Below are 19713 nucleotides of genomic sequence, written 5' to 3' on the forward strand. Positions count from 1 at the left end.
TACGCCAGATCGCCCGCCCTGGACAAGAATGTGTCGGCATGAGCCTGCGCTTCACGCACGAAACGCTGCCGCAGCGAGTGGTGTTCGGCAGTCACGCCGAGAGCCTGGCCCCGGAGGTCGCCCGCCTCGGCACCCGACCGATGGTGATCACCACCCGCCCGGCCGACGTGCTTCCCGGCGCGCTCCACCACCGCGAGGTGGTCATGCACGTCCCCGTCGAGGTCGCCGAGCGTGCCCGCCGGGCCGCCGCCGAGCACGACGTCGACGTGCTGGTCAGCATCGGCGGCGGCTCGACCACCGGCCTGGCCAAGGCGGTCGCGCTCACCACCGGCCTCCCGATCGTCGCGGTGCCCACCACCTACGCCGGCTCGGAGGCCACGCACATCTGGGGCCTGACCGAGAACGGTCGCAAAACCACCGGCCCCGACCCGCGCGTGCTGCCCCGCACCGTCATCTACGACCCCGGCCTCACCCTCTCGCTGCCGGTCGACCTGAGCGTCGCGTCCGGCCTGAACGCCCTGGCCCACTGCGTCGACGCGATCTGGTCACCGCGCGCCGACCCGATCAACCAAGCGCTCGCCCTCGCCGCGATCCAAGCGCTGCGCAGCGCACTTCCCCGCATCGTGCGGGAGCCGCGGGGACTGCCGGGACGCGAGGAAATGCTTTACGGCGCCCACCTGGCCGCGGTCGCCTTCGCGTCGGCCGGTTCCGGACTGCACCACAAGATCTGTCACGTTCTCGGCGGCATGTTCGATCTGCCCCACGCACAAACACATGCCGTCGTCCTGCCGTACGTCATGGCTTTGAATGTGCCCGCGGTCCCGGACCGCATCGCGGACCTCCTGGCCGATCTGCCCGATCTGTGGAATGCGGTGGGAGCGCCGCGGGCGCTGCGCGACTACGGTTTCCGCGAGGCCGACATTCCGGCCGCGGTGGAGGCGATTCTGCCGGTCGTGCCGCCCGGCAATCCGGTCCCCGTCACCGCCGGGAATCTCACCGAACTGCTACACCGCGCCTGGGCGGGAGAGGAGCCCACATGAACGCCGAGCAGCAGGATCGCGAGCAGCGCCTGGTCGAGCGGGTGGTCGCGTCCTTCGACAATGCGCCCGACGAGCGGTTGAAAGAGCTGACCCAGGCGCTCACCCGGCACCTGCACGCCTTCATCCGGGAGGTGCGGCTGACCGAGTCGGAATGGCGGCAGGCGATCGATTTCCTGACCGCGACCGGCCACATCACCGACGACCGGCGCCAGGAGTTCATTCTGCTCTCCGACGTCTTCGGCGCCTCGATGCAGACCATCACCATCAACAACGAGGCCTATCGGGACGCCACCGAGGCGACCGTCGTCGGGCCGTTCTTCGTCGAGGGCTCACCCGCGATTCCGCTCGGCGGCGACATCGCCGGGGGAGCGCCCGGGCAGCCGTGCTGGGTGGAGGGAACGGTGACCGACACCGAGGGCGAACCGGTGCCGCACGCGCGGATCGAGGTGTGGGAGGCCGACGACGACGGCTTTTACGACGTTCAATACACCGAGGACCGGATCGCCGCCCGCGGGCACCTTTTCACCGCCGCCGACGGAAGCTACCGGTTCTGGGCGATCGTGCCGACGCCCTACCCCATTCCGCACGACGGCCCGGTCGGCAGCATGCTCGACGCCGTCGGGCGCTCGCCGATGCGCGCCGCACACCTGCACTTCATGGTCGAGGCCGCCGGGCTGCGCACTCTGACAACCCACATTTTCGTACGCGGTGACGACCTGCTCGACCGTGACAGCGTGTTCGGAGTCCGCGATTCGCTGGTGAAGGAGTTCCAGCCGCAGCCGCCCGGAACCCCCGCCCCGGACGGCCGCGACCTGGGCGACCGTCCGTGGAGCCGGGTCCGTTTCGACATCGTGCTGGCGCCCGCCTCCTGATCAGCGCCAGGTGTGCTCCGGCTCGTAGCCGAGCAGACGCCGCGCCTTGTCGATGGAGAGCAGCGTCTCGTGCTCGCCGAGTTCCTTGCGCACCGGCACACCCGGATAGACCTCGGCCGCCAGGCTCGCCGAGGAACGGCTCATCACCGTGTCCGCATTGGCGATGATGAACACCTCGACCCCGGTGGCCGGATAGGCGAGCGCCTTGCGCACCGCCTGCGCCCCGTCCCGGGCGTCGATGTATCCCCACAGATTCCACTTACGCAGTTGCGGGTCCTTGTCGAACGACGGGAACTCCGCGTAATCCGCCGACTCCATCACGTTCGAGAACCGTAGCCCGACCATTTTCAGGCTCGGGTCCCACCGGCAGAACTGTCCGGCCATCTCCTCCTCGAGGTGTTTGACCAGCGCGTACCGGGACTCGGGACGCGCCGGGTACTCCTCGTCCAGCGGAATGTAGGGCGGCGGCGTGTCGAACGGGATACCGAGCAGGGTCTCGCTGGAGGCCCAGACCACATTGGTGATCCCGGCCGCCTTGGCCGCGGCGAACACGTTGTAGGTGGCGGTGATGTTGTTCTGAAAGGTGGCCGCGTTGCCGGTCAGCCCCGGCGCCGGAATGGCAGCGAGGTGCACCACGGCGTCGATCCGGTCGTACCGGTCGTCGATCGCGGTGAGCGCCTCGATCGTCTGCCCGTAATCGGTGAGGTCGATCCGGATGTCCGGGCGCTGCGCCGCGGCATCCAGGTTGATCACCTCGTTGCCGTGTTCCCGTAGGTCGGCGACGACTGCCCGGCCGAGTTTGCCGGTGCCGCCGGTGACCGCGATCCGCATGCTGGGGCCTTCCGTGAAATGAGGTGCCACGGGTGAAGATTAGGCCTTTCCGAACAGGCGGCGTTCCAGGTTGACGACGAACTTGGGGTAGTAGCGGGGGAGGAATCGGACCAGGCGGTCGGCCATTTTCGCGTCGTTGCCGACCCGTACCCGGGGTGCGCCTTTCTGCACGCCGTCAGCGATGATCCGGGCGGCCTGGTCCGCCGGCATCTTGAGCAGTTTCTCGTTGTAGACGCGCATGCGGTTCTTCTCCGTGGCGGAGACCTCGTAGCCCTCGGTCTGTGCCATTCGCAGCGTCGCCGACGCGATGTCGGTCTTGACGCCACCGGGGTGCACCACGGTGACCTTGACCGGATGACCGCCATTGATCATCTCGGTGCGGAGCACCTCGGTGAACCCGCGCACCCCGAACTTGCTGGCGCAGTACGCGCCGAGCGTCGGCTGCGCCATGATCCCGTTGAGGCTGGAGATGTTGACGACGTGCCCGTCGCCGGAGGCGATCAGGTGCGGCAGGAACGCCTTGGTGCCGTGGATGACGCCGAACAGGTTGACCGCCAGGGTCTGGTCGATCGCGGCCCAGTCGCTGTCCAGGATGGTACGGCCGCCGCCGCTGATCCCGGCGTTGTTGTAGACCTGGTGGACCACGCCGTAGTGGGCGGCGACCGTGCTCGCGTACGCCTCGACGGCCGCCCGGTCGGTGACGTCCAGGTGCGCGGTGTGCACCTCGGCGCCGAGCGCCTTGACCTGGTCGGCGGTCTCGGCGAGGCCGGCGTCGTTGACGTCGCTGAGCGCCAGGCGGGCGCCGCGGCGGGCGAGCTCCAGCGCCAGCGCGCGGCCGATGCCGGAGCCGGCCCCGGTGATCACGGCGACTTTGTCTTTCACAGCGAATCTCCCGATGTGAGGGCGGACACACGGTCGAAGTGAAGCTCACGGTCGGTGACATCGTCGGCCCGGAGCAGCTTCACGTCGGACTGGTAGTTCATCGAGGTCAGCCACGGCATCCGGTTTCCCTGGCGGGGCAGCTGGCCGACTACGCGCTGGATGTACCCGGCGCCGAAATCCAGGAACGGGCGGGTCGGCATGTCCGGGTCGGCCACCTCCGGGCGGCAGATGTCGTACCCCCGGTCTTCCATGTGCTTCAGCAACCGGCAGAAGTGCTCGCAGAGGAGGCCGATCTTCAATGTCCAGGACGAGTTGGTGTACCCGATGGCGTACGCGAAGTTCGGCACCCCGGACAGCATCATCCCCTTGTAGGAGACGGTGTCGGGGAGCGCCACCGGCCGACCGTCGACCGTGACCGGGACCCCGCCGAACGCCTGCACGTTCAGGCCGGTGGCGGTCACCACGATGTCCGCGTCCAGGTGCTTGCCCGATTCCAGCAGCACGCCGGTCGCGGTGAAACGAGCGATCCGATCGGTGACCACCGAGGCCTGCCCGCGGCGGATCGCCTTGAACAGGTCGCCGTCCGGGACCGCGCACAGCCGCTGGTCCCACGGGTCGTAAGGAGGGTTGAAGTGTTCGTCCACCGGGAAACCGGCCGGCAGCTGCTTGGTGTTGACCCAGCGGATCACCTTGCGGGCCGCCTTCGGATAACGCTGGCAGAAGGACCAGATCGCCTTCTGCTGCGCGATGTTCTTGCGACGGGTCCAGGCGTAACCGCGTTCCGGCCCGAGGTACTTCTTGAGGGCGTTGGCGATCGGATCCTTCCGGCCCACCGGCAGGATGTACGTCGGGGTGCGCTGGAGCATGGTGACGTGCGCGGCCTGCCCGGCCATCGCCGGGACGATGGTGACCGCGGTGGCGCCGCTGCCGATCACCAGGACCCGCTTGCCGGCGTGATCGAGGTCCTCGGGCCAGTGCTGCGGGTGCACGATCTGGCCGCCGAAGTCGTCCCGTCCGGCGAACTCGGGGGTGAACCCCTCGTCGTACCGGTAATAGCCGCTGGCCGAGAAGAGCCAGCCGCAGGTCAGCGTGATCCGCTCGCCGGTGTCGCCGCGCTCCACCTCGACGGTCCAGCGCGCCCGCTCGGTCGACCAGGAGGCGGCCAGCACCTTGTGGTGCAGGCGCAGGTGCGCGTCGAGCCCGTTCTCGGTGATCGTCTCGCGCAGGTAGGAGAGGATCCGTGGCGCGTCGGCGATCGCCTGCTCGTCCCGCCACGGCTTGAACTCGTAACCGAAGGTGTGCAGGTCGGAGTCCGAGCGGATGCCGGGATACCGGAACAGGTCCCAGGTGCCGCCAGACGCCCCGCGGGCCTCCAGGATGGCGAAGGACTTGCCCGGCAGCTCGGTCTTCAGGTATCGCCCGGCGCCGATGCCGGAGATCCCGGCGCCGACGATCAGCACGTCCAGGTGCTCAACGGTGGTCACGCAGTAAAGAATCGGCGTCCAGCCGGTGTTGCGCTAGCGCGAAACGCACCTTCATCATCACGAGATGGTGCAGAGTGCCGCATGGCCCGAGATCTCGCCCCGCGTGGCCGAGCTGTTCCGGCAGGGCGCCGAGGCCGCCCTGGAGCCGCCGGTCGACTGGATCGAGGGGTTGCATCGGGCGTCGCTCAGCGGCGAGCGGATGCGCCCGGTGGCCGAGGACCCGGTGCTGGTCGCGGCGGTGCGGCGGGCCAATGTCGCGAACCTGCGGCAGTGGATCGCGGCCAACGTACGCAACCCCGGCGCCCGGGTGCCGGCCAACCTCGGGCCGGAGGTGCTGGACACCGCCCGCGACCTGGTGCGCCGGGGGCTGGACCAGCGGGCGCTGGACTCGTACCGGACCGGGCAGAGCGTGGCCTGGCGGCAGTGGATGGAGATCTGCTTCACGCTGCCCGCCGACCCGGACGACCTGCGGGCGCTGCTGGACATCTCCAGCCTGTCGATCTCCACGTACATCGAGGACACCATCGCGGCGGTGTCCGCCCGGATGGAGGCCGAGCGGGCCGAGCTGACCCGCGGGGCGCATGCCGAGCGGCGTGCCACGGTGAGCCTGCTGCTGGAGGGCGCACCGATCAGCCGGACCCGGGCCGAGGCGCAGCTGGGTTACCGGCTGACCGGCTCGCACACCGCCGCGATCGTCTGGACGACCGCGACGTCGGCCCCGGACCGGCTGGAGGCGGCGGCCGAGGCGCTGATGCGCTCCAGCGGCGCGGCGCACCGGCTGACGATCGTGGCGGGCGCGGCAGCGCTGTGGCTGTGGCTGCCGGTCGGCGCCGTGATCGCCCCCGAGGGGGACGATCCGGAGGTACGGGTGGCGATCGGCCGACCGGGCGCGGACGTCGCCGGGTTCCGCCGCAGCCACCTCGACGCGGTCGCCACCCAGCGGATGCTGATGCGGCTGACCTCGCCGCAACGGGTGGCGCGATACTCCGAGATCCAGCTGGTGGCGCTCCTCACCGCCGAGCCGGCGCAGACCGACGAGTTCCTCGCCGACACCCTCGGCGACCTGCGCCATGCCGACGCGGAGACCCGCGAGACGGTCGCGACCTATCTGCGCGAGCAGTGCAGCATGAGCCGGACGGCCGAGCGCCTGTTCACCCACCGCAACACGGTGCTGCGCCGCCTCGCCCGTGCCGACAAGCTGCTCCCGCAGCCCCTCGCCGACAACGTCCTCGCGGTCGGCGCGGCCCTCGAAGTGCTGCGCTGGCGCGGCTGACCACCGCAGCGGTCAGCCGCGCCACCCGGCTAGTTCCGGTACCGGTAAAGGATCCGTCCCCGGCTCAGGTCATACGGGCTGACCTCCACCAGGACCCGGTCGAACGGGAGGATCTTGATGTAGTTCTTCCGGATCTTCCCGCTGATGTGGGCCAGCACCTGATGCCCGTTCTGCAGGTCCACCCGGAAATGGGCGTTACGCAGGCACTCGACCACGGTGCCCTCCATCTGGATGCCGCCGTTCGCCTTGGTCATCGCAGCACCAGTTCCAGGTTGCTGCCGGCCTTGCGAGCCCCGGCGCCCTCGAAGAGCGCGATCGCCGCGCTGTTCGACTGGTTGACGTCCGCCGAGGCGGTGGTGAGACCGCGCCGGTGCGCCGCGCCGAGCACCTCGGCCAGCAGCGCCCGGCCGATGCCCCGGCGACGCCGGCCGGCCCGGACCGCGATCAGGCCGATCCGCGGCTGCCGGGGCAGTGGCGCCACCCGGGCCAGGCCGACGTATCGGCCGGACTCGACCGCCACCGTGTACCGAGCCGGGTCCAGCAGCGGGCTGCCGTCCGGCCGGGACAGCACCTCGGCCGGCATGTTCTGCCAGCCCAGCGTGGCCTCGACCTCGTCGCGGACGGCCCGGTCCAGCTCGCGGAGCTCGTCCTCGCCGGCCTCACCCGCGCCGAGGATCGTCAGGCCCGGCGGCGGCGCCGGGTCCAGTCCGGTGAGCCGTGGATCGGTGGGCATCACGTATTCCCACTCGCGGCGGCGCGGGCCGAACCCGCACCGTTCCCAGCTGGACAGCAGGTCGAGGTCGGCCTCGTCCACCACGGTGTACAACGGCCGCGGCAGCCGGGTCAGCATGGCCTCGGCCAGCTGGTCGAAAACGCTGCCGTGCCAGGCGTCGATGCTGACGAACGGCCGTCCGTCGGGCCGGCGGGAGACCTCGCCGCGACCGACCACCCGGTCGTCGCTCAGCGCGTGCCAGTGCCGTTCCGAGACCTGCGTGACGGCGGCCAGAAATGTTGATTCCATCGGATGTCCCCTTCCGGGAGAGCCTTGGTGGGGCGCTCCAGGGGCGACACCTAGGACAGGTCGCCGAACCGTGACGACGTGGGGAGCACCCGCATCGATACATCGTTCACGGTGCTCACCCCCTCAAGTCGTGCCACGGCCGACGGCAGGCTATCCCCACCCGCCACGCCCCGTCCAACCATTTATCGCCGTGTCAGCGGTACCGGGGCGACGCGGCGGCGCCCTCGTCGTCGACCGGGAGGGGCCGAGCCGCCGCAGCTCGGGCCGCGCGTTCGCGGGACTCGTGTTTTTGCAGGTACATGTCCATGTCGGCGGCGTGCAGCAGCGCGTCCGGGTCGAAGTCGGCGCCGGTGCCGGTGGCGGCGCCGACGCTGCCGCTCAACGGCACCTCGGCGGCGCCGATGCGGACCGTGCCGGACAGGGCGTCCCGCACATGGCCGGCCAGCACCGCCGCCTCCGCCGAGGTCAGGCCGGTGGCGAGCACGGCGAACTCGTCGCCGCCGAGCCGGGCCACGGTGTCACCGTCGCGGACCCGGTCGCGCAGCCGGGCGGCCACCTCGATGAGCAGGCGGTCGCCGGTCGCGTGGCCGAAGGTGTCGTTGACCGGCTTGAACCGGTCCAGGTCGATCAGCAGCACGGTGGTCGGCGCGCCCGAGTACAGGCTGCTGGTCAGCGTCCGCAGGAAACCGGTGCGGTTGACCAGTCCGGTGAGCCCGTCGTGGAAGGCCAGGTCGGTGAGCCGGGCGGTCAGCTCGTCGCGCTCGGCGAGCAGCCGGTTGATGTGCTGGAAGGCGAGCAATTGGCGGCAGACGATCAGCACCGTGGTGACCATGGTGCCACCCAGCACCACCCAGCACCGCAGTGTCAGCCCCTGCCCGATCAGGATCACTCCCGACAATGCCCAGGTCGCGGCCATCGCGGCGTACGGAAGGCGGGTGAAGGGGTGATCGGGCCGTGCGCCGGTGCCGGTGCCGGGCGCCGCGGCGGTCCGTTCCTGGAGGCGGGCACCGATCGCGGCGAGTCCGCAACCGATCAGGTTGGCGCCGTACAGGGCGAACTCGGGCTGCCCGCCCGGCAGGTACAGCGACTCGGGGATGGCCTGGGTGGCGGCCTGGATCACGGCCGCGACGCCGAGGAGCAGGCCGACCCGCCGGCTGAACGGGCTCAGCCCGCCGAACGCCAGGCGCACCACGCCGAACAGCAGCAGCAGGAACAGGATCGGCTGGGTCAGCAGGGTGAGCGCGAACTCCAGCGCCCAGCTCACCCCGGGCGTCCTGGGTTGCGGCTGCACCACCAGCACGCCGAAGGTGGCCGCACCGGCCAGCACGGTCGCGGTGTCGAGCCGCAGCCGGGCCCGGCCGTGCGCGGTGTGCTCGGGCCGGTTCGGATGGCGCAGCAGACCGGCCGTGAGCAGCAGGATCCCCAGCACGAGGCTGCCGAACAGCACACTCGAGCCCATGTACGCCGTGCGGTCGAGCGGCCCGATGAGGACCTGCGTCAGCTGGGCCAGGTTGCCGAGCGCCATGGTGCCGAACGCGAGCGCGCTGAACCGCCAGAAGCGCCGCCCCGCCCGGGACACGTCATCGGCTCCGCCGGACCGGAACCGGCGCGACATCCGACCGGCGATCAGTGCGAACGCCACCTGGAAGACCATCATCAGGGCCCAGTAGAGCGGCAGCAGCACGCGGGTGGGGGCGTCGCTGAGCGCGAACACCGGCACCGCGGCGACGGTCAGCACGAGGAGCACGGCCAGCAATGGATCCGGGCGCGCGGCCCGCCTGCCGATCGTCATGCCACCTCCCCAGATCCGGCCCCACCATCGGCCGGCCCGGGAACCGTCTGAGATTTCCGCATGTCACGTCCCCGATCACCCGGGGACCGCCAGAAAACCTAGCAGTCATTGATCCTCCCCGTCTGTCAGAAGTCATCTCTATCGATGCGTGGGATCGGCGGGGAGGCCCATCGCGATTGAGGGGGACGGGGGCGGGAACTGTGAGGGGCGGGAAAGTTGCCGAGTGCTATGTACGGGCGTACGCATGGTATGTACGCTCGTACACATGCGGCTCCGGCGCCGCGCTGAACCAGCCTTCGAGGGACACCCATGAGCTCAACGTCCGCGGTGCGTGCCGCCACCACCGCCACCTACGCCGCGTTCATCGGCTCGGGATTCGCGTTCGCCAGCTGGGCCTCGCGGATTCCGCAGGTCCGCGACCAGCTCGGACTCGACGCTGCGGCACTGGGACTGGTGCTGCTCGCGATCGCCGCCGGCTCGCTGCTGGCGCTGCCGCTGTCCGGCCCGGTCGTCACCCGGATCGGCTCGTCGCGCACGGTCATGTCGATGGCGGTGCTGCTCGGCGTCGGGCTGACCACCGCGGCGCTCGGCTCGCTCGCCGGGGTGGTTCCGGTGGTGATCGGCCTGTTCCTGCTCGGGTTCGCCAACGGCGCCTGGGACGTGGCGATGAACGTGCAGGGCACCGTCGTCGAGCGCCGCCTCGGCAAGTCGATCATGTCGCGGTTCCACGCCGGGTTCAGTCTCGGGACGGTGGCCGGGGCGCTGGCCGGTGCCGCGATGGTCGCCGCGCACGTCTCGGTGGCTGTGCACCTGAGCCTGGTCGCGCTGCTGGTGGTGGCCGGGGTGATCTGGCAGGCACGGCACTTCGTCGCCGACCACGACGAGACCGAGCCGGATGCCGCCGGTGACGCGCCCCGGGCCGGCGCCCTGACCGCCTGGACGGAGCCGCGCACCCTGCTGATCGGCCTGTTCGTGCTGGCCTTCGCGTTCACCGAGGGCGTCGGCAACGACTGGATCAGCGTGGCCGCGATCGACGGGCACCACGTCTCGCCGACGCTGGGCACCCTCGCCTTCGCCGGCTTCCTGACCGCGATGACCATCGGCCGCTGGTTCGGCCCCGGGCTGCTGGACCGTTTCGGGCGCACCGCCGTCGTGCGGGTGCTGGCGGTGATCGGCATCGCCGGTGTGGCGCTGTTCGTGTTCGGCCCGTCGCCGGTCTACGCCTACCTCGGCACGCTGCTCTGGGGCCTGGGCGCCTCGCTCGGCTTCCCGGTCGGGATGAGCGCCGGCGGCGACGACCCGCGCCGCGCGGCCGCCCGGGTCAGCGTGATCGCCTCGATCGGCTACTGCGCGTTCCTCGGCGGGCCGCCCACCATCGGCTTCCTCGGCGACCAGGTCGGGGTGCTGCGCGCGCTGATCGTGGTGGCCGCTCTGCTGACCATCGCTGTGCTGATCGCCACCAATGTCCGTCCGCTGCCCGGGACCAGCCTGGTGCAGGATGACACCATGACGAAGTCCGATCGCGGCGCCTGAGGCCGTACCGACGATGAAGGTCCTGAAAACGGAGCGGCTGATCCTGCGCGGCTGGCGTGACGACGATCTCGACGCGATGGCCGAGGTCAATGGCGATCCGGAGGTGATGCGATACATCGCCGACGGGTCGGTGCGCGATCGCACCACCACCGCCGACAATCTCGCGAAATGGTCCCGCGGCTGGCGGGAGAACGGTTTCGGCCTGTTCGCCGTCGAGATCGCCGACACCGGTGAGATGGCCGGATTCACCGGCCTGGCCATTCCGGAATTCCTGCCCGAGGTGCTGCCGGCCGTGGAGATCGGCTGGCGACTGGGCCGCCGTTTCTGGGGGCACGGATATGCCACCGAGGCCGCCACGGCGGCTCTCGACTTCGCTTTCACCGAGTGCGATCTCGACCGGGTCGTCAGCATCCGGCACGTCGACAACGTGCGGTCCGGCCGGGTCATGGAGAAAATCGGTTTGGCGTACGCCTTCAGCACGGTGGTCCCGGAAACCCGGCAACCCGTCGCCGTTCACCAGGGCACGAGAGGCTGACGCCCTCCGCCGCCGGTGAGCTCGTCGCGCCGCATCGCCAAGCAGGTGAACTCGGGTGCATCCGTGCGGGTCGTGGCGAGCGAACAACCGGGAGACCCTGTGCGCGGGAGGAGGGATCGATTGAGTTCCGACGACGAGTTCGCCGCGCGATGGCGCGACGGCGACGAACGGGCGCTGCGTGCCGCATATGACCGGCACGGCGCGGCCGTGCTCTATCTGGCGCAGCGCCTGCTGGGCAATCGGTCGGACGCGGAGGACGTCACCCAGCTGACCTTCGTGGCGGCGTGGGCCGGACGTGACACGTTCGATCCGGAGCGCGGCACGATGCTCGGCTGGTTGCTCGGCATCGCGCGGCGCAAGGCCGTGGACCGCCTGCGGTCCGCGGCGCGTGACGACCGTCTGACCGAGACGGTACGGTCGCAGCTCGCGCCGCCCGAGCAGCCGGAGAGCCCGGAGCGGATCGTCGACCGGTTGGTGGTCGCCGACGAGCTGGGCCGGTTGCCCGCCGAGCAGCGCCGCACGCTAGAACTGGCGTTCTTCGACGATCTCACGCATCCACAGATAGCCGCGGTCACCGGGCTGCCGCTCGGTACGGTCAAGAGTCATATCCGCCGTGGCATGGCGAACCTGCGACGTCGATGGGAGGTGGACGGTGCAGCATTTGGATCCCGAGCGGTTGGTCCTTCTCGCGCTCTCTGAGGAGGACACCGAGGTGAGCGAGTCGGAACACCTCGCGCGGTGTGCCGTCTGCCGGCACGACTTCGAGTCGTTGCGGACCGTGGCCGACCTCGGCGCGCAGACCGAGGAGCTGCGCGACCTGCCGCCACCGCCGGAGCGGATCTGGCGGGCCATCGAGGCGGACATCACCGGCCCGGCGCGGCCGGTGGCGCCGGTCACCGACCTGGCGACCCGGCGCGGCCGGTTCCGGCGCCTGCGGCCGCTCATCGCCGCGGCGGCCGCCGTGGTGCTGGCCGTGGCGGGCACGGTCGCCGTCGACCGCTATCTGACCCGGCCACCGGCCGAGCAGGTGACCGCCCGGGCGACGCTGAGCCCGCTGCCCACGGTGCCGCCGTCGGCCGGCGGCAGCGTTCAGGTGCTCGCCGGCGGTGAGATGCGGATCGACGTACGCAATCTGCCGTTGACTTCCGGATTCCACGAGGTGTGGCTGATCGATCCGGACGACCTGACGAAGATGGTGGCGATCGGCAACCTGACCGCGCGCTCGGAGGCGGTGCTGCCGGTGCCGCCGGGCACCGATCTGAGCCGGTACCGGCTGGTCGACGTCAGCGACGAGCCGCACGACGGCGACGCCGCGCACTCCGGGCACAGCCTGCTCCGCGGAACTCTCACGAATTAGGTGCATCCATCGGCGGCGACGCCGGCGAAGTACGGGGTGGTGGCGGCAGAGCCACCACCCCGATCCTTCGGAAAGGACGCACACGATGAGCTTCACCCGAGTCGGCAAGCGGGCCGCCGCGCTCACGACCGCGGCGATCGTCGCCTCCGCCCTCTCCGCCGCGCCGGCCGCCGCGCACGGCACCACCAAGCCGCTCAAGACCAAGTCGCTGGCCGCGGTGCTGACCGCGGACAAGAGCGGCTTCGACCACAACGGTCACGACTACGACATCCTCACCGCCGCGGTGCAGGCCGTGCTCAAGGCCAAGCCGGGCAGCAAGGTCGGCGTGCTCGCCGACGGCAAGACCGCCCTGACCGCGTTCCTGCCCAACGACCGGGCTTTCGAGCTGCTCGTCAAGGACATCACCAAGGCCAAGAAGCTGCCGAGCGAGAAGAAGGCGTTCACCGCCGTCGCCGGTCTCGGCATCGACACGGTCGAGGCGGTGCTGCTCTACCACGTGGTGCCGGGCGCCACGATCACCAAGAAGGCGGCGCTGAAGTCGGACAACGCCCGGCTGACCACCGCGGCGGGTTCGACGATCAAGGTCAACGTGTACGGGCCGCGCTGGCACAAGCGGATCTCGCTGATCGACGCCGACCGCAGCGACCGCAACCCGCGGGTGGTCCGGTTCGACATCAACAAGGGCAACCGGCAGATCGCCCACGGCATCGACCGCGTCCTGCGCCCGATCGACCTGCCCTGATCCGGTGCCGGTGGGCGCGCGGGATCGCGCCCACCGGCACTGCGGGTCAGTCCCGGGCCGTGCGGCGCCGGCGGCTCGCGTCGGTCAGCGCCGGCGGCTGGTAACCGTGGTCGCGGGCGGACAGCGTGACACCCGGCGGGACGATCTTGTCGATCTCGTCGAGGACGTCCGGGCTGAGCCGGGTCTGCGCCGCGTCGAGCTGACTCTCCAGCTGCTCGAACGTGCGCGGCCCGATGATCGGCGCGGTGACCGCCGGGTGTTCCAGCACGAAACCGAGCGCCAGGCGGATCAGCGAGATCCCGGCCTGCTCGGCGAGCTGGGCGAGCGCCTCCACCGCGTCGAGCTTCGCGGCGTTCTCCGGCGCGTCGATCTCGAAGCGTCCGGGCTGGTTGGCGCCGCGGCTGGTGGGCGGCTGGGCCCCGCCCTTGCGGAACTTGCCGGTCAGCCAGCCGCCGGCCAGCGGGCTCCACGGGATCACGGCGAGGCCGTACTTCTCGGCGATCGGCAGCACCTCGCGCTCCACGCCGCGGGCCAGGATCGAGTACGGCGGCTGCTCGGCCACCACCCGTTCCCGCCCGCGCCGCTCGGCGATCCACTGGCCCTCGACGATCGCCGACGGCTCGAACGTCGACGTGCCGATGTACCTGATCTTGCCCTGGTGCACCAGGTCGGAGAGGGCGCCGAGGGTCTCGTCGAAGTCGGTGTCCGGATCCGGCCGGTGCACCTGGTACAGGTCGATGTGGTCGGTGCGCAGCCGGCGCAGGCTGTTCTCCACCTCGCGGACGATCCAGCGCCGCGAGTTGCCGGCGTGGTTCGGGTCGTCGCCGATCTGGCCGTGGAACTTGGTGGCCAGGAAGACGTCGTCGCGCCGGCCCTCCAGCGCCTTGCCGACGATCGTCTCGGACTCGCCCTGGCTGTACACGTCGGCGGTGTCGACCAGGTTGATCCCGGCGTCCAGGGCCCGGTGGATGATCCGGATGCTGTCGTCGTGGTCGGGGTTGCCGCGCGGGCCGAACATCATGGTGCCCAGCGCGAGCGCGCTGACCTTGACGCCGGTCCGGCCGAACGGCCGCAGCGGAATGGTCACTGGCTGATCAGCTCCAGCTGGTTGGCGGGGCGGGGGAGTCCGTAGTGCTCGCGCAGGGTGGACCCGGTGTACTCGGTGCGGAACAGGCCACGCTCCTGGAGGATCGGCACCACCTTGGTGGCGAACGCCTCGATCCCCGAGGGCAGTACGGCCGGCATGATGTTGAAGCCGTCCGCGGCGCCGTTCTCGAAGTACTGCTGGATGGTGTCGGCGATCTGCACCGGCGTGCCGGTGAAGGTGCGGTGCCCGCGGCCGCCGCCGAGCTTGCCGATGAGCTGGCGCACGGTCAGGTTCTCCCGCCGGCCCCAGTTGACGATCAGGGTGTACCGGCTCTTCATGCCCTCGATCTCGTCCTCGTCGGGCAGGTCGGCGGGCAGCGGCTCGTCCAGCTTCAGCCGCTCCGGGTCGATCCGCAGGATCGTGGAGAGCTGCGCAAGGGCGTGCTCGGGCGCGATCAGCCGCTCCAGCTCGGCGTCCAGCTCGCGGGCCTCGGCCTCGGTGTCACCGATCACCGGGACGATGCCGGGCAGGATGACCACCTGGTCGGGCTCGCGGCCGGCGGCGACGACCCGGCGCTTGAGGTCGGCGTAGAACGCCTGGCTCTCGGCGAGCGTGGGCTGCGCGGTGAAGACCGCCTCGGCCCACCTGGCCGCGAAGTCCTTGCCGTCCTCGGACGAGCCGGCCTGCACCAGCAAGGGATGCGCCTGCGGCGAGCGCGGCACGTTCAGCGGCCCCTCGACCCGGAAGTACGTGCCCTGGTGGCCGATCGCCCGGACCCGGTCGCGGACGGCGTGGATGCCCGACTCCTTGTCCGCGATGATCGCGTCGTCGGTCCAGCTGTCCCACAGCTTCGTGGCGACCTCGAGGAACTCGTCGGCCCGCTCGTAGCGGCTCTTGTGCAGCGGCTGGTCCTGGAGGCCGAAGTTGCGGGCGGCCGCCTCGCCGGCGGTGGTGACGATGTTCCAGCCGGCCCGGCCGCCGGACAGGTGGTCGAGCGAGGCGAACCGGCGGGCCAGGTTGTAGGGGTCGTTGTAGGACGTGGAGGCGGTCGCGATCAGCCCGATCCGGCTGTTGGTCACGGCGAGCGCGGCCAGCAGGACGGTCGGCTCCAGCTTGCCGGACGGGCGGCGGCCCGGTTCGCTGAACAGCGCCGGTCCGTCGGCCAGGAAGACCGAGTCGAACTTGGCGTCCTCGGCGACCTTGGCGAGGTGCTGGTGGGCGGCGAGCGACAGGTTGGCGTGCGGGTCCGACTCGGGAAGCCGCCAGGACGCCTCGTGGTGACCGGTGTCGTGCAGGAACAGGTTGAAGTGGAGTTGCCGGGTCATCGTGCGCTCGTCTCCAGGTGATTGATGGGGCGTGGCAGGCCGTAGTGGTCCCGCAGGGTGGTGCCGTCGTACTCGGTGCGGAACCGGCCCCGCTCCTGCAGGATCGGCACGACCTTGTCGACGAAGGCGAGGAGACCGGACGGCAGCACCGCCGGCATGATGTTGAAACCGTCCGCGGCGCCGTTGTCGAACCACTCCTCGAGGGCGTCGGCGACCTGCACCGGCGTACCGGCGAAGGTGCGGTGCCCGCGACCGCCGCCGAGACGGCCGATCAGCTGGCGGACGGTCAGGTTCTCCCGCCGGGCCAGGTCGACGATCAGGGTGTACCGGCTCTTGGCGCCCTCGATCTCGTCCTCGGCCGGCAGGTCGGCGGGCAGCGGCTGGTCCAGGTCGAGGTCGTCCGGGTCGAGCTGGAAGCGCTCGGCCAGCTGGCGTTTCGCGTACTCCGGGCTGATCAGCCGGTCGAGCTCGGCGTCCAGCTCGCGGGCCTCGGCCTCGGTGTCGCCGATCACCGGGACGATGCCCGGCAGGATCTTGACGCCGTCCGGGTCACGGCCCAGGTCGGCGGTCCGCTTCTTCAGGTCGGCGTAGAACGCCTGCGCCTCGGCCAGGGTCTGCTGGGCGGTGAAGACGGCTTCGGCGTACCGGGCGGCGAACTGCTTGCCGTCCTCCGAGGAGCCGGCCTGCACCAGCAGCGGATAGCCCTGCGGCGAGCGCGGCACGTTGAGCGGCCCGTCGACGCGGAAGAACCGGCCGCGGTGGTTGATCGCGCGGACCTTCGCGGCGTCGGCGTGCACACCGGCCGCCTTGTCGGCCAGCACCGCGTCGTCGGACCAGCTGTCCCACAGTTTCGTGGTGACGTCGACGAACTCGGCGGCCCGCTCGTAGCGCTCGGAGTGCAGCGGCACGTCGTCCAGGCCGAAGTTGCGGGCCGCGTCGGCGCCGGCGGTGGTGACGATGTTCCAGCCGGCCCGGCCGCCGGAGACGTGGTCGACCGAGGCGAACCGGCGGGCCAGGTTGTACGGCTCGTTGTACGACGTCGACGCGGTCGCGATCAGCCCGATGTGCTCGGTGACCGCGGCCAGCGCGGTGAGCAGCACGGTCGGCTCCAGCTTGCCGGCCGGGCGGCGCCCGGGGTCGCCCTGGAGCACCGGGCTGTCGGCGAAGAAGACCGAGTCCAGCTTGCCGCGCTCGGCGATCCGGGCCAGGTTCTGGAAGTGCTTGACGTCCCAGCTGGCGTACGGGTCGCTCTCGGGCAGCCGCCAGGACGCCTCGTGGTGCCCCACGCCCATCAAGAACGCGTTCAAATGCATCGTCATCGGCGGCTCTCCTCGTCCACGCCCAGTTCGTCCAGCAGCAGGGTGCGCAGCGCGGTGAACGCCGGATCGGAGCGGGACCGGTCGGCCAGCTCCACCCGGACGTCGGTGCGCACCACCCCGGCGTCCAGCACGATCACCCGGTCGGCGAGCACGATCGCCTCGTCCACGTCGTGGGTGACCAGCAGCACCGCCGGCCGGTGTGTCTCGCACAGCTTGCGCAGCAGCGCGTGCATCCGGATCCGGGTGAGCGCGTCCAGTGCGCCGAACGGCTCGTCGGCCAGCAGCAGCTGCGGCTCGCGGACCAGCGAGCGGGCCAGCGCGGCCCGCTGCTGCTCGCCGCCGGACAGCTGGTAGGGCCAGGCGCGCTCCCGCCCGGCCAGTCCGACCTCGGCGAGCGCCTGCCGGCCGCGGCCGTCCGCCTCGGGCCCGCGCAGCCCGAAGGTGACGTTGTCCAGGACCCGTTTCCAGGGCAGCAGCCGGGAGTCCTGGAAGACCACCGACACCGAGCCGGGGACCGCGATCCGGCCGTGCCCGGCGACGTCGCGGTCCAGCCCGGCGAGGGCGCGCAGCAGGGTGCTCTTGCCGGTGCCGGAGCGCCCGATCAGCGCCACGAACTCGCCGGCCGCGATGTCCAGGTCCAGTCCGTTGAGGACGCCACCGTTGCTGCTGAAACTGCGATGCAGGTTCCGTACGCGTACGGCCGGCTCGGTGCTCAGTCGTCCAGCGTTCGTCGCCACGCCAGCACCCTCCTTCCGGTGAAGCGCACCGCGGTGTCGGCGAGGTAGCCGAAGACGCCGTAGATCACCAGGCCGACCACGATGACGTCGGTCTGCCCGTACTGCCCGGCGAGGGTCATCATGTGGCCGATGCCGCTGGTGGCGTTGTACTGCTCGACCACGACCAGGCCGAGCAGCGCCGAGGTGACCGCGAACCGCATGCCGAGCAGGAAGCCGGGCAGCGCGCCGGGCAGCACCACGTGCCGGACGAACTCGGTGCGGCCGATCCCGATGGTCTCGGCCAGTTCGGCGTACTTGCCGTCGATGCTGCGCAGGCCGTTGTGGGTGTGCACGTAGATGGGCACCAGGCTGATCAGCGCGATGGTCACCACCTTCATCTCCTGGTCGATGCCGAACCAGGCGATGAACAGCGGGATCAGCGCCAGCGTCGGGATCGAGCGCTTGATCTGGATCGGTCCGTCGAACACCGACTCGCCGATCCGGGACAGGCCGGAGACCAGAGCCAGCAGGACACCGGCGAGCACCCCGAAGGTCAGGCCGAGCACCGCACGGGTCAGCGAGGAGAGGATGTTGCCGAGCAGGTCGTGCTCGGCCCACTGGTCCCGGAACGCCTCCACCACGTCCCACGGCGCGGTCAGGATGGCCGGCTTGATCAGGCCGGTGGCCGAGCCGGCCGACCAGACGGCCAGCACCAGCAGCGGGCCCACCCAGAAGGCGAACCGGATGCGCCGGCCCGGGCCCAGCTTGCGCCGGACCACCCGCTCGTCGACGTCGTCCTTCTCTCCGACCTGCGGTGCGACGTGAAGGGTGGCGGTCATGCGGCGTCACCGGTGACCACGTGGGAGCCGGCCGCCGCCGTCTCCACCGGCTCGAAGCGGCGGTCGACCAGCGTGGTCACGTCGAGCTTGTCGTGCTTCTGCTCGGTGGCCAGCAGGTCGGCGGTCTCCTGGAGCCGCTTGATCGCGTTGTCCCAGCTGGCCGGGATGGCCTTGTCGCCGTAGATCTCGACGACGGCCTTCGCGTCGGCCGGCTTGAGGCCCTGACTGTCGACGTAGTAGAGCTTGGCGTACTCGTCGGGGTGCTCGTTCTGCCACAGCAGCGCCTTGGTGCGGACGCCGACGTACACCTTCAGCGCCGCCGCCTTCGCCGCGTCCTGCACCGACGTGGTCAGGCAGTACAGCGTGGCCGCGTCGTCGCGGATGCCGGTGCCGATCGAGCCGGCCCCCGGGTACTTCGCCTCGTAGATCTTGATGTTCTGCGCGCCGAGCGGGGCCACGTCGACCGCCTTGGTGCCCAGCGCCGTCACGTAGGAGTCGCTCGTGCTGGTCAGCTCGACCAGCTGGACGTCCTTCTGGGACAGCCCGGCCTTCTGCAACACCCGCAGCACCAGCGCACCCTGTGCCTGCCCGGCGCTGTAGGCGATCTTCTTGCCGCGCAGGTCGGCCAGCGAGTTCACGGTCACGCCGGGTGCCACGCCCAGCTTGTAGATCGGGAACTTGAGCGGGTCGGCGCCGACCGACTGGAAGATGATTTTGGTGGAGGTGCCGGTCCACGCGGCGAACAGTGACGGGATGTCGGCCACCGAGCTGCAGTCCAGCTTGTCGGCGCGGAACGCCTGGATGCTCTGCGGGCCGCCGCTGATGTTGGCCCACTCGACGTTCACGCCGGCCGCGGAGAGTTCCTTGTCCAGCCCGGCCGCGCCGAGGACGGCCTGGATCGCCGGGTCACCGAGCCGGATGGTGGTGCCGCTGGGCACCTTCTCCGGCAGCGCGGCGCTCAATTCCAGGGTGGCGGCGGGATCGTCGTTGCCACAGGCGGCGATGCCGATGGCCAGGACCGCGGCCAGCGCGGCGGCCGCCGCCTTCCGAAGGCTCATGCTCATG

The 19713-nt window shown here is 70.7% G+C and carries 20 protein-coding genes; 8 read left to right on the forward strand and 12 right to left on the reverse strand.

Annotation, left to right across the window (positions count from 1 at the left end; translation table 11 throughout):
* Positions 1 to 38 precede the first annotated feature (38 nt).
* Positions 39 to 1040, forward strand: a complete 1002-nt coding sequence (locus Aiant_RS38505) for a maleylacetate reductase (protein ID WP_189336083.1) — start codon at positions 39 to 41, stop codon at positions 1038 to 1040.
* Entirely contained in the window at positions 1037 to 1912 is an 876-nt protein-coding gene (locus tag Aiant_RS38510) for a dioxygenase family protein (protein ID WP_189336084.1), read from the forward strand. The genes Aiant_RS38505 and Aiant_RS38510 overlap by 4 nt, the downstream gene beginning before the upstream one ends.
* Here the strand turns inward: Aiant_RS38510 and Aiant_RS38515 are convergent, their stop codons facing one another.
* The 3 genes from Aiant_RS38515 to Aiant_RS38525 are packed head-to-tail and all read right to left on the reverse strand — an operon-like array spanning position 1913 to position 5109.
* Positions 1913 to 2773 (reverse strand): NAD-dependent epimerase/dehydratase family protein, encoded by an 861-nt coding sequence (locus Aiant_RS38515; RefSeq protein WP_229831365.1) that lies wholly within the window; start codon positions 2771 to 2773, stop codon positions 1913 to 1915.
* A gap of 9 nt (positions 2774 to 2782) precedes the next feature.
* On the reverse strand, positions 2783 to 3625 hold the full coding sequence (locus Aiant_RS38520; protein ID WP_212846665.1) for an SDR family NAD(P)-dependent oxidoreductase: 843 nt from the start codon (positions 3623 to 3625) through the stop codon (positions 2783 to 2785).
* Positions 3622 to 5109: a flavin-containing monooxygenase gene (locus Aiant_RS38525; protein WP_212846667.1), complete on the reverse strand. Its 1488-nt coding sequence runs from the start codon at positions 5107 to 5109 to the stop codon at positions 3622 to 3624. The genes Aiant_RS38520 and Aiant_RS38525 overlap by 4 nt, the downstream gene beginning before the upstream one ends.
* A gap of 64 nt (positions 5110 to 5173) precedes the next feature.
* On the opposite strand from Aiant_RS38525, the gene Aiant_RS38530 reads away from it, so the two are divergent.
* The gene (locus Aiant_RS38530) at positions 5174 to 6382 is read left to right on the forward strand and encodes a PucR family transcriptional regulator (RefSeq protein ID WP_189336085.1); all 1209 of its coding nucleotides are present in this window, start codon (positions 5174 to 5176) and stop codon (positions 6380 to 6382) included.
* 29 nt (positions 6383 to 6411) lie between these two features.
* Here Aiant_RS38530 and infA read toward each other — a convergent pair whose 3' ends face one another.
* The 3 genes from infA to Aiant_RS38545 form a co-directional block, all read right to left on the reverse strand.
* Complete coding sequence (gene infA / locus Aiant_RS38535) at positions 6412 to 6636, reverse strand: translation initiation factor IF-1 (protein WP_189336086.1); 225 nt, start codon at positions 6634 to 6636, stop codon at positions 6412 to 6414.
* Positions 6633 to 7403 carry a GNAT family N-acetyltransferase gene (locus tag Aiant_RS38540; RefSeq protein WP_189336087.1) on the reverse strand — a complete coding sequence of 257 codons (771 nt, stop codon included), beginning with the start codon at positions 7401 to 7403 and terminating at the stop codon, positions 6633 to 6635. The genes infA and Aiant_RS38540 overlap by 4 nt, the downstream gene beginning before the upstream one ends.
* Positions 7404 to 7596: 193 nt before the next feature.
* Positions 7597 to 9195 carry a GGDEF domain-containing protein gene (locus Aiant_RS38545; protein WP_189336088.1) on the reverse strand — a complete coding sequence of 533 codons (1599 nt, stop codon included), beginning with the start codon at positions 9193 to 9195 and terminating at the stop codon, positions 7597 to 7599.
* 309 nt (positions 9196 to 9504) lie between these two features.
* Here Aiant_RS38545 and Aiant_RS38550 point away from each other — a divergent pair, with 309 nt between their 5' ends.
* From Aiant_RS38550 to Aiant_RS38570, 5 genes are all read left to right on the forward strand, one after another.
* On the forward strand, positions 9505 to 10728 hold the full coding sequence (locus tag Aiant_RS38550) for an MFS transporter (RefSeq protein ID WP_189336089.1): 1224 nt from the start codon (positions 9505 to 9507) through the stop codon (positions 10726 to 10728).
* Between the two features lie 13 nt (positions 10729 to 10741).
* Complete coding sequence (locus Aiant_RS38555) at positions 10742 to 11263, forward strand: GNAT family N-acetyltransferase (protein WP_189336090.1); 522 nt, start codon at positions 10742 to 10744, stop codon at positions 11261 to 11263.
* Positions 11264 to 11383: 120 nt separating this feature from the next.
* Positions 11384 to 11962: an RNA polymerase sigma factor gene (locus tag Aiant_RS38560; protein ID WP_189336091.1), complete on the forward strand. Its 579-nt coding sequence runs from the start codon at positions 11384 to 11386 to the stop codon at positions 11960 to 11962.
* Positions 11963 to 11975: 13 nt separating this feature from the next.
* Complete coding sequence (locus Aiant_RS38565) at positions 11976 to 12620, forward strand: anti-sigma factor (RefSeq protein WP_229831367.1); 645 nt, start codon at positions 11976 to 11978, stop codon at positions 12618 to 12620.
* An 85-nt stretch (positions 12621 to 12705) separates the two neighbouring features.
* Positions 12706 to 13362: a fasciclin domain-containing protein gene (locus Aiant_RS38570; RefSeq protein WP_212846669.1), complete on the forward strand. Its 657-nt coding sequence runs from the start codon at positions 12706 to 12708 to the stop codon at positions 13360 to 13362.
* A gap of 46 nt (positions 13363 to 13408) precedes the next feature.
* Here the strand turns inward: Aiant_RS38570 and Aiant_RS38575 are convergent, their stop codons facing one another.
* From Aiant_RS38575 to Aiant_RS38600, 6 genes are read right to left on the reverse strand one after another with little or no spacing between them, the layout of a single operon-like run.
* Positions 13409 to 14443, reverse strand: coding sequence for an aldo/keto reductase (locus Aiant_RS38575; protein WP_268248849.1), 1035 nt, complete (start codon positions 14441 to 14443; stop codon positions 13409 to 13411).
* 2 nt (positions 14444 to 14445) lie between these two features.
* Entirely contained in the window at positions 14446 to 15774 is a 1329-nt protein-coding gene (locus Aiant_RS38580; protein WP_189335038.1) for an LLM class flavin-dependent oxidoreductase, read from the reverse strand.
* On the reverse strand, positions 15771 to 17093 hold the full coding sequence (locus tag Aiant_RS38585) for an LLM class flavin-dependent oxidoreductase (protein WP_189335037.1): 1323 nt from the start codon (positions 17091 to 17093) through the stop codon (positions 15771 to 15773). Before Aiant_RS38585 ends, Aiant_RS38580 begins: the two co-directional genes overlap by 4 nt.
* Complete coding sequence (locus Aiant_RS38590; protein WP_189335036.1) at positions 17090 to 17830, reverse strand: ABC transporter ATP-binding protein; 741 nt, start codon at positions 17828 to 17830, stop codon at positions 17090 to 17092. The genes Aiant_RS38585 and Aiant_RS38590 overlap by 4 nt, the downstream gene beginning before the upstream one ends.
* On the reverse strand, positions 17806 to 18648 hold the full coding sequence (locus Aiant_RS38595; RefSeq protein ID WP_189335035.1) for an ABC transporter permease: 843 nt from the start codon (positions 18646 to 18648) through the stop codon (positions 17806 to 17808). The genes Aiant_RS38590 and Aiant_RS38595 overlap by 25 nt, the downstream gene beginning before the upstream one ends.
* Positions 18645 to 19706 (reverse strand): ABC transporter substrate-binding protein, encoded by a 1062-nt coding sequence (locus Aiant_RS38600; protein WP_189335034.1) that lies wholly within the window; start codon positions 19704 to 19706, stop codon positions 18645 to 18647. The genes Aiant_RS38595 and Aiant_RS38600 overlap by 4 nt, the downstream gene beginning before the upstream one ends.
* Positions 19707 to 19713 lie beyond the last annotated feature (7 nt).

It is taken from the genome of Actinoplanes ianthinogenes (genome assembly GCF_018324205.1).
Classification (GTDB): Bacteria; Actinomycetota; Actinomycetes; order Mycobacteriales; family Micromonosporaceae; genus Actinoplanes; species Actinoplanes ianthinogenes.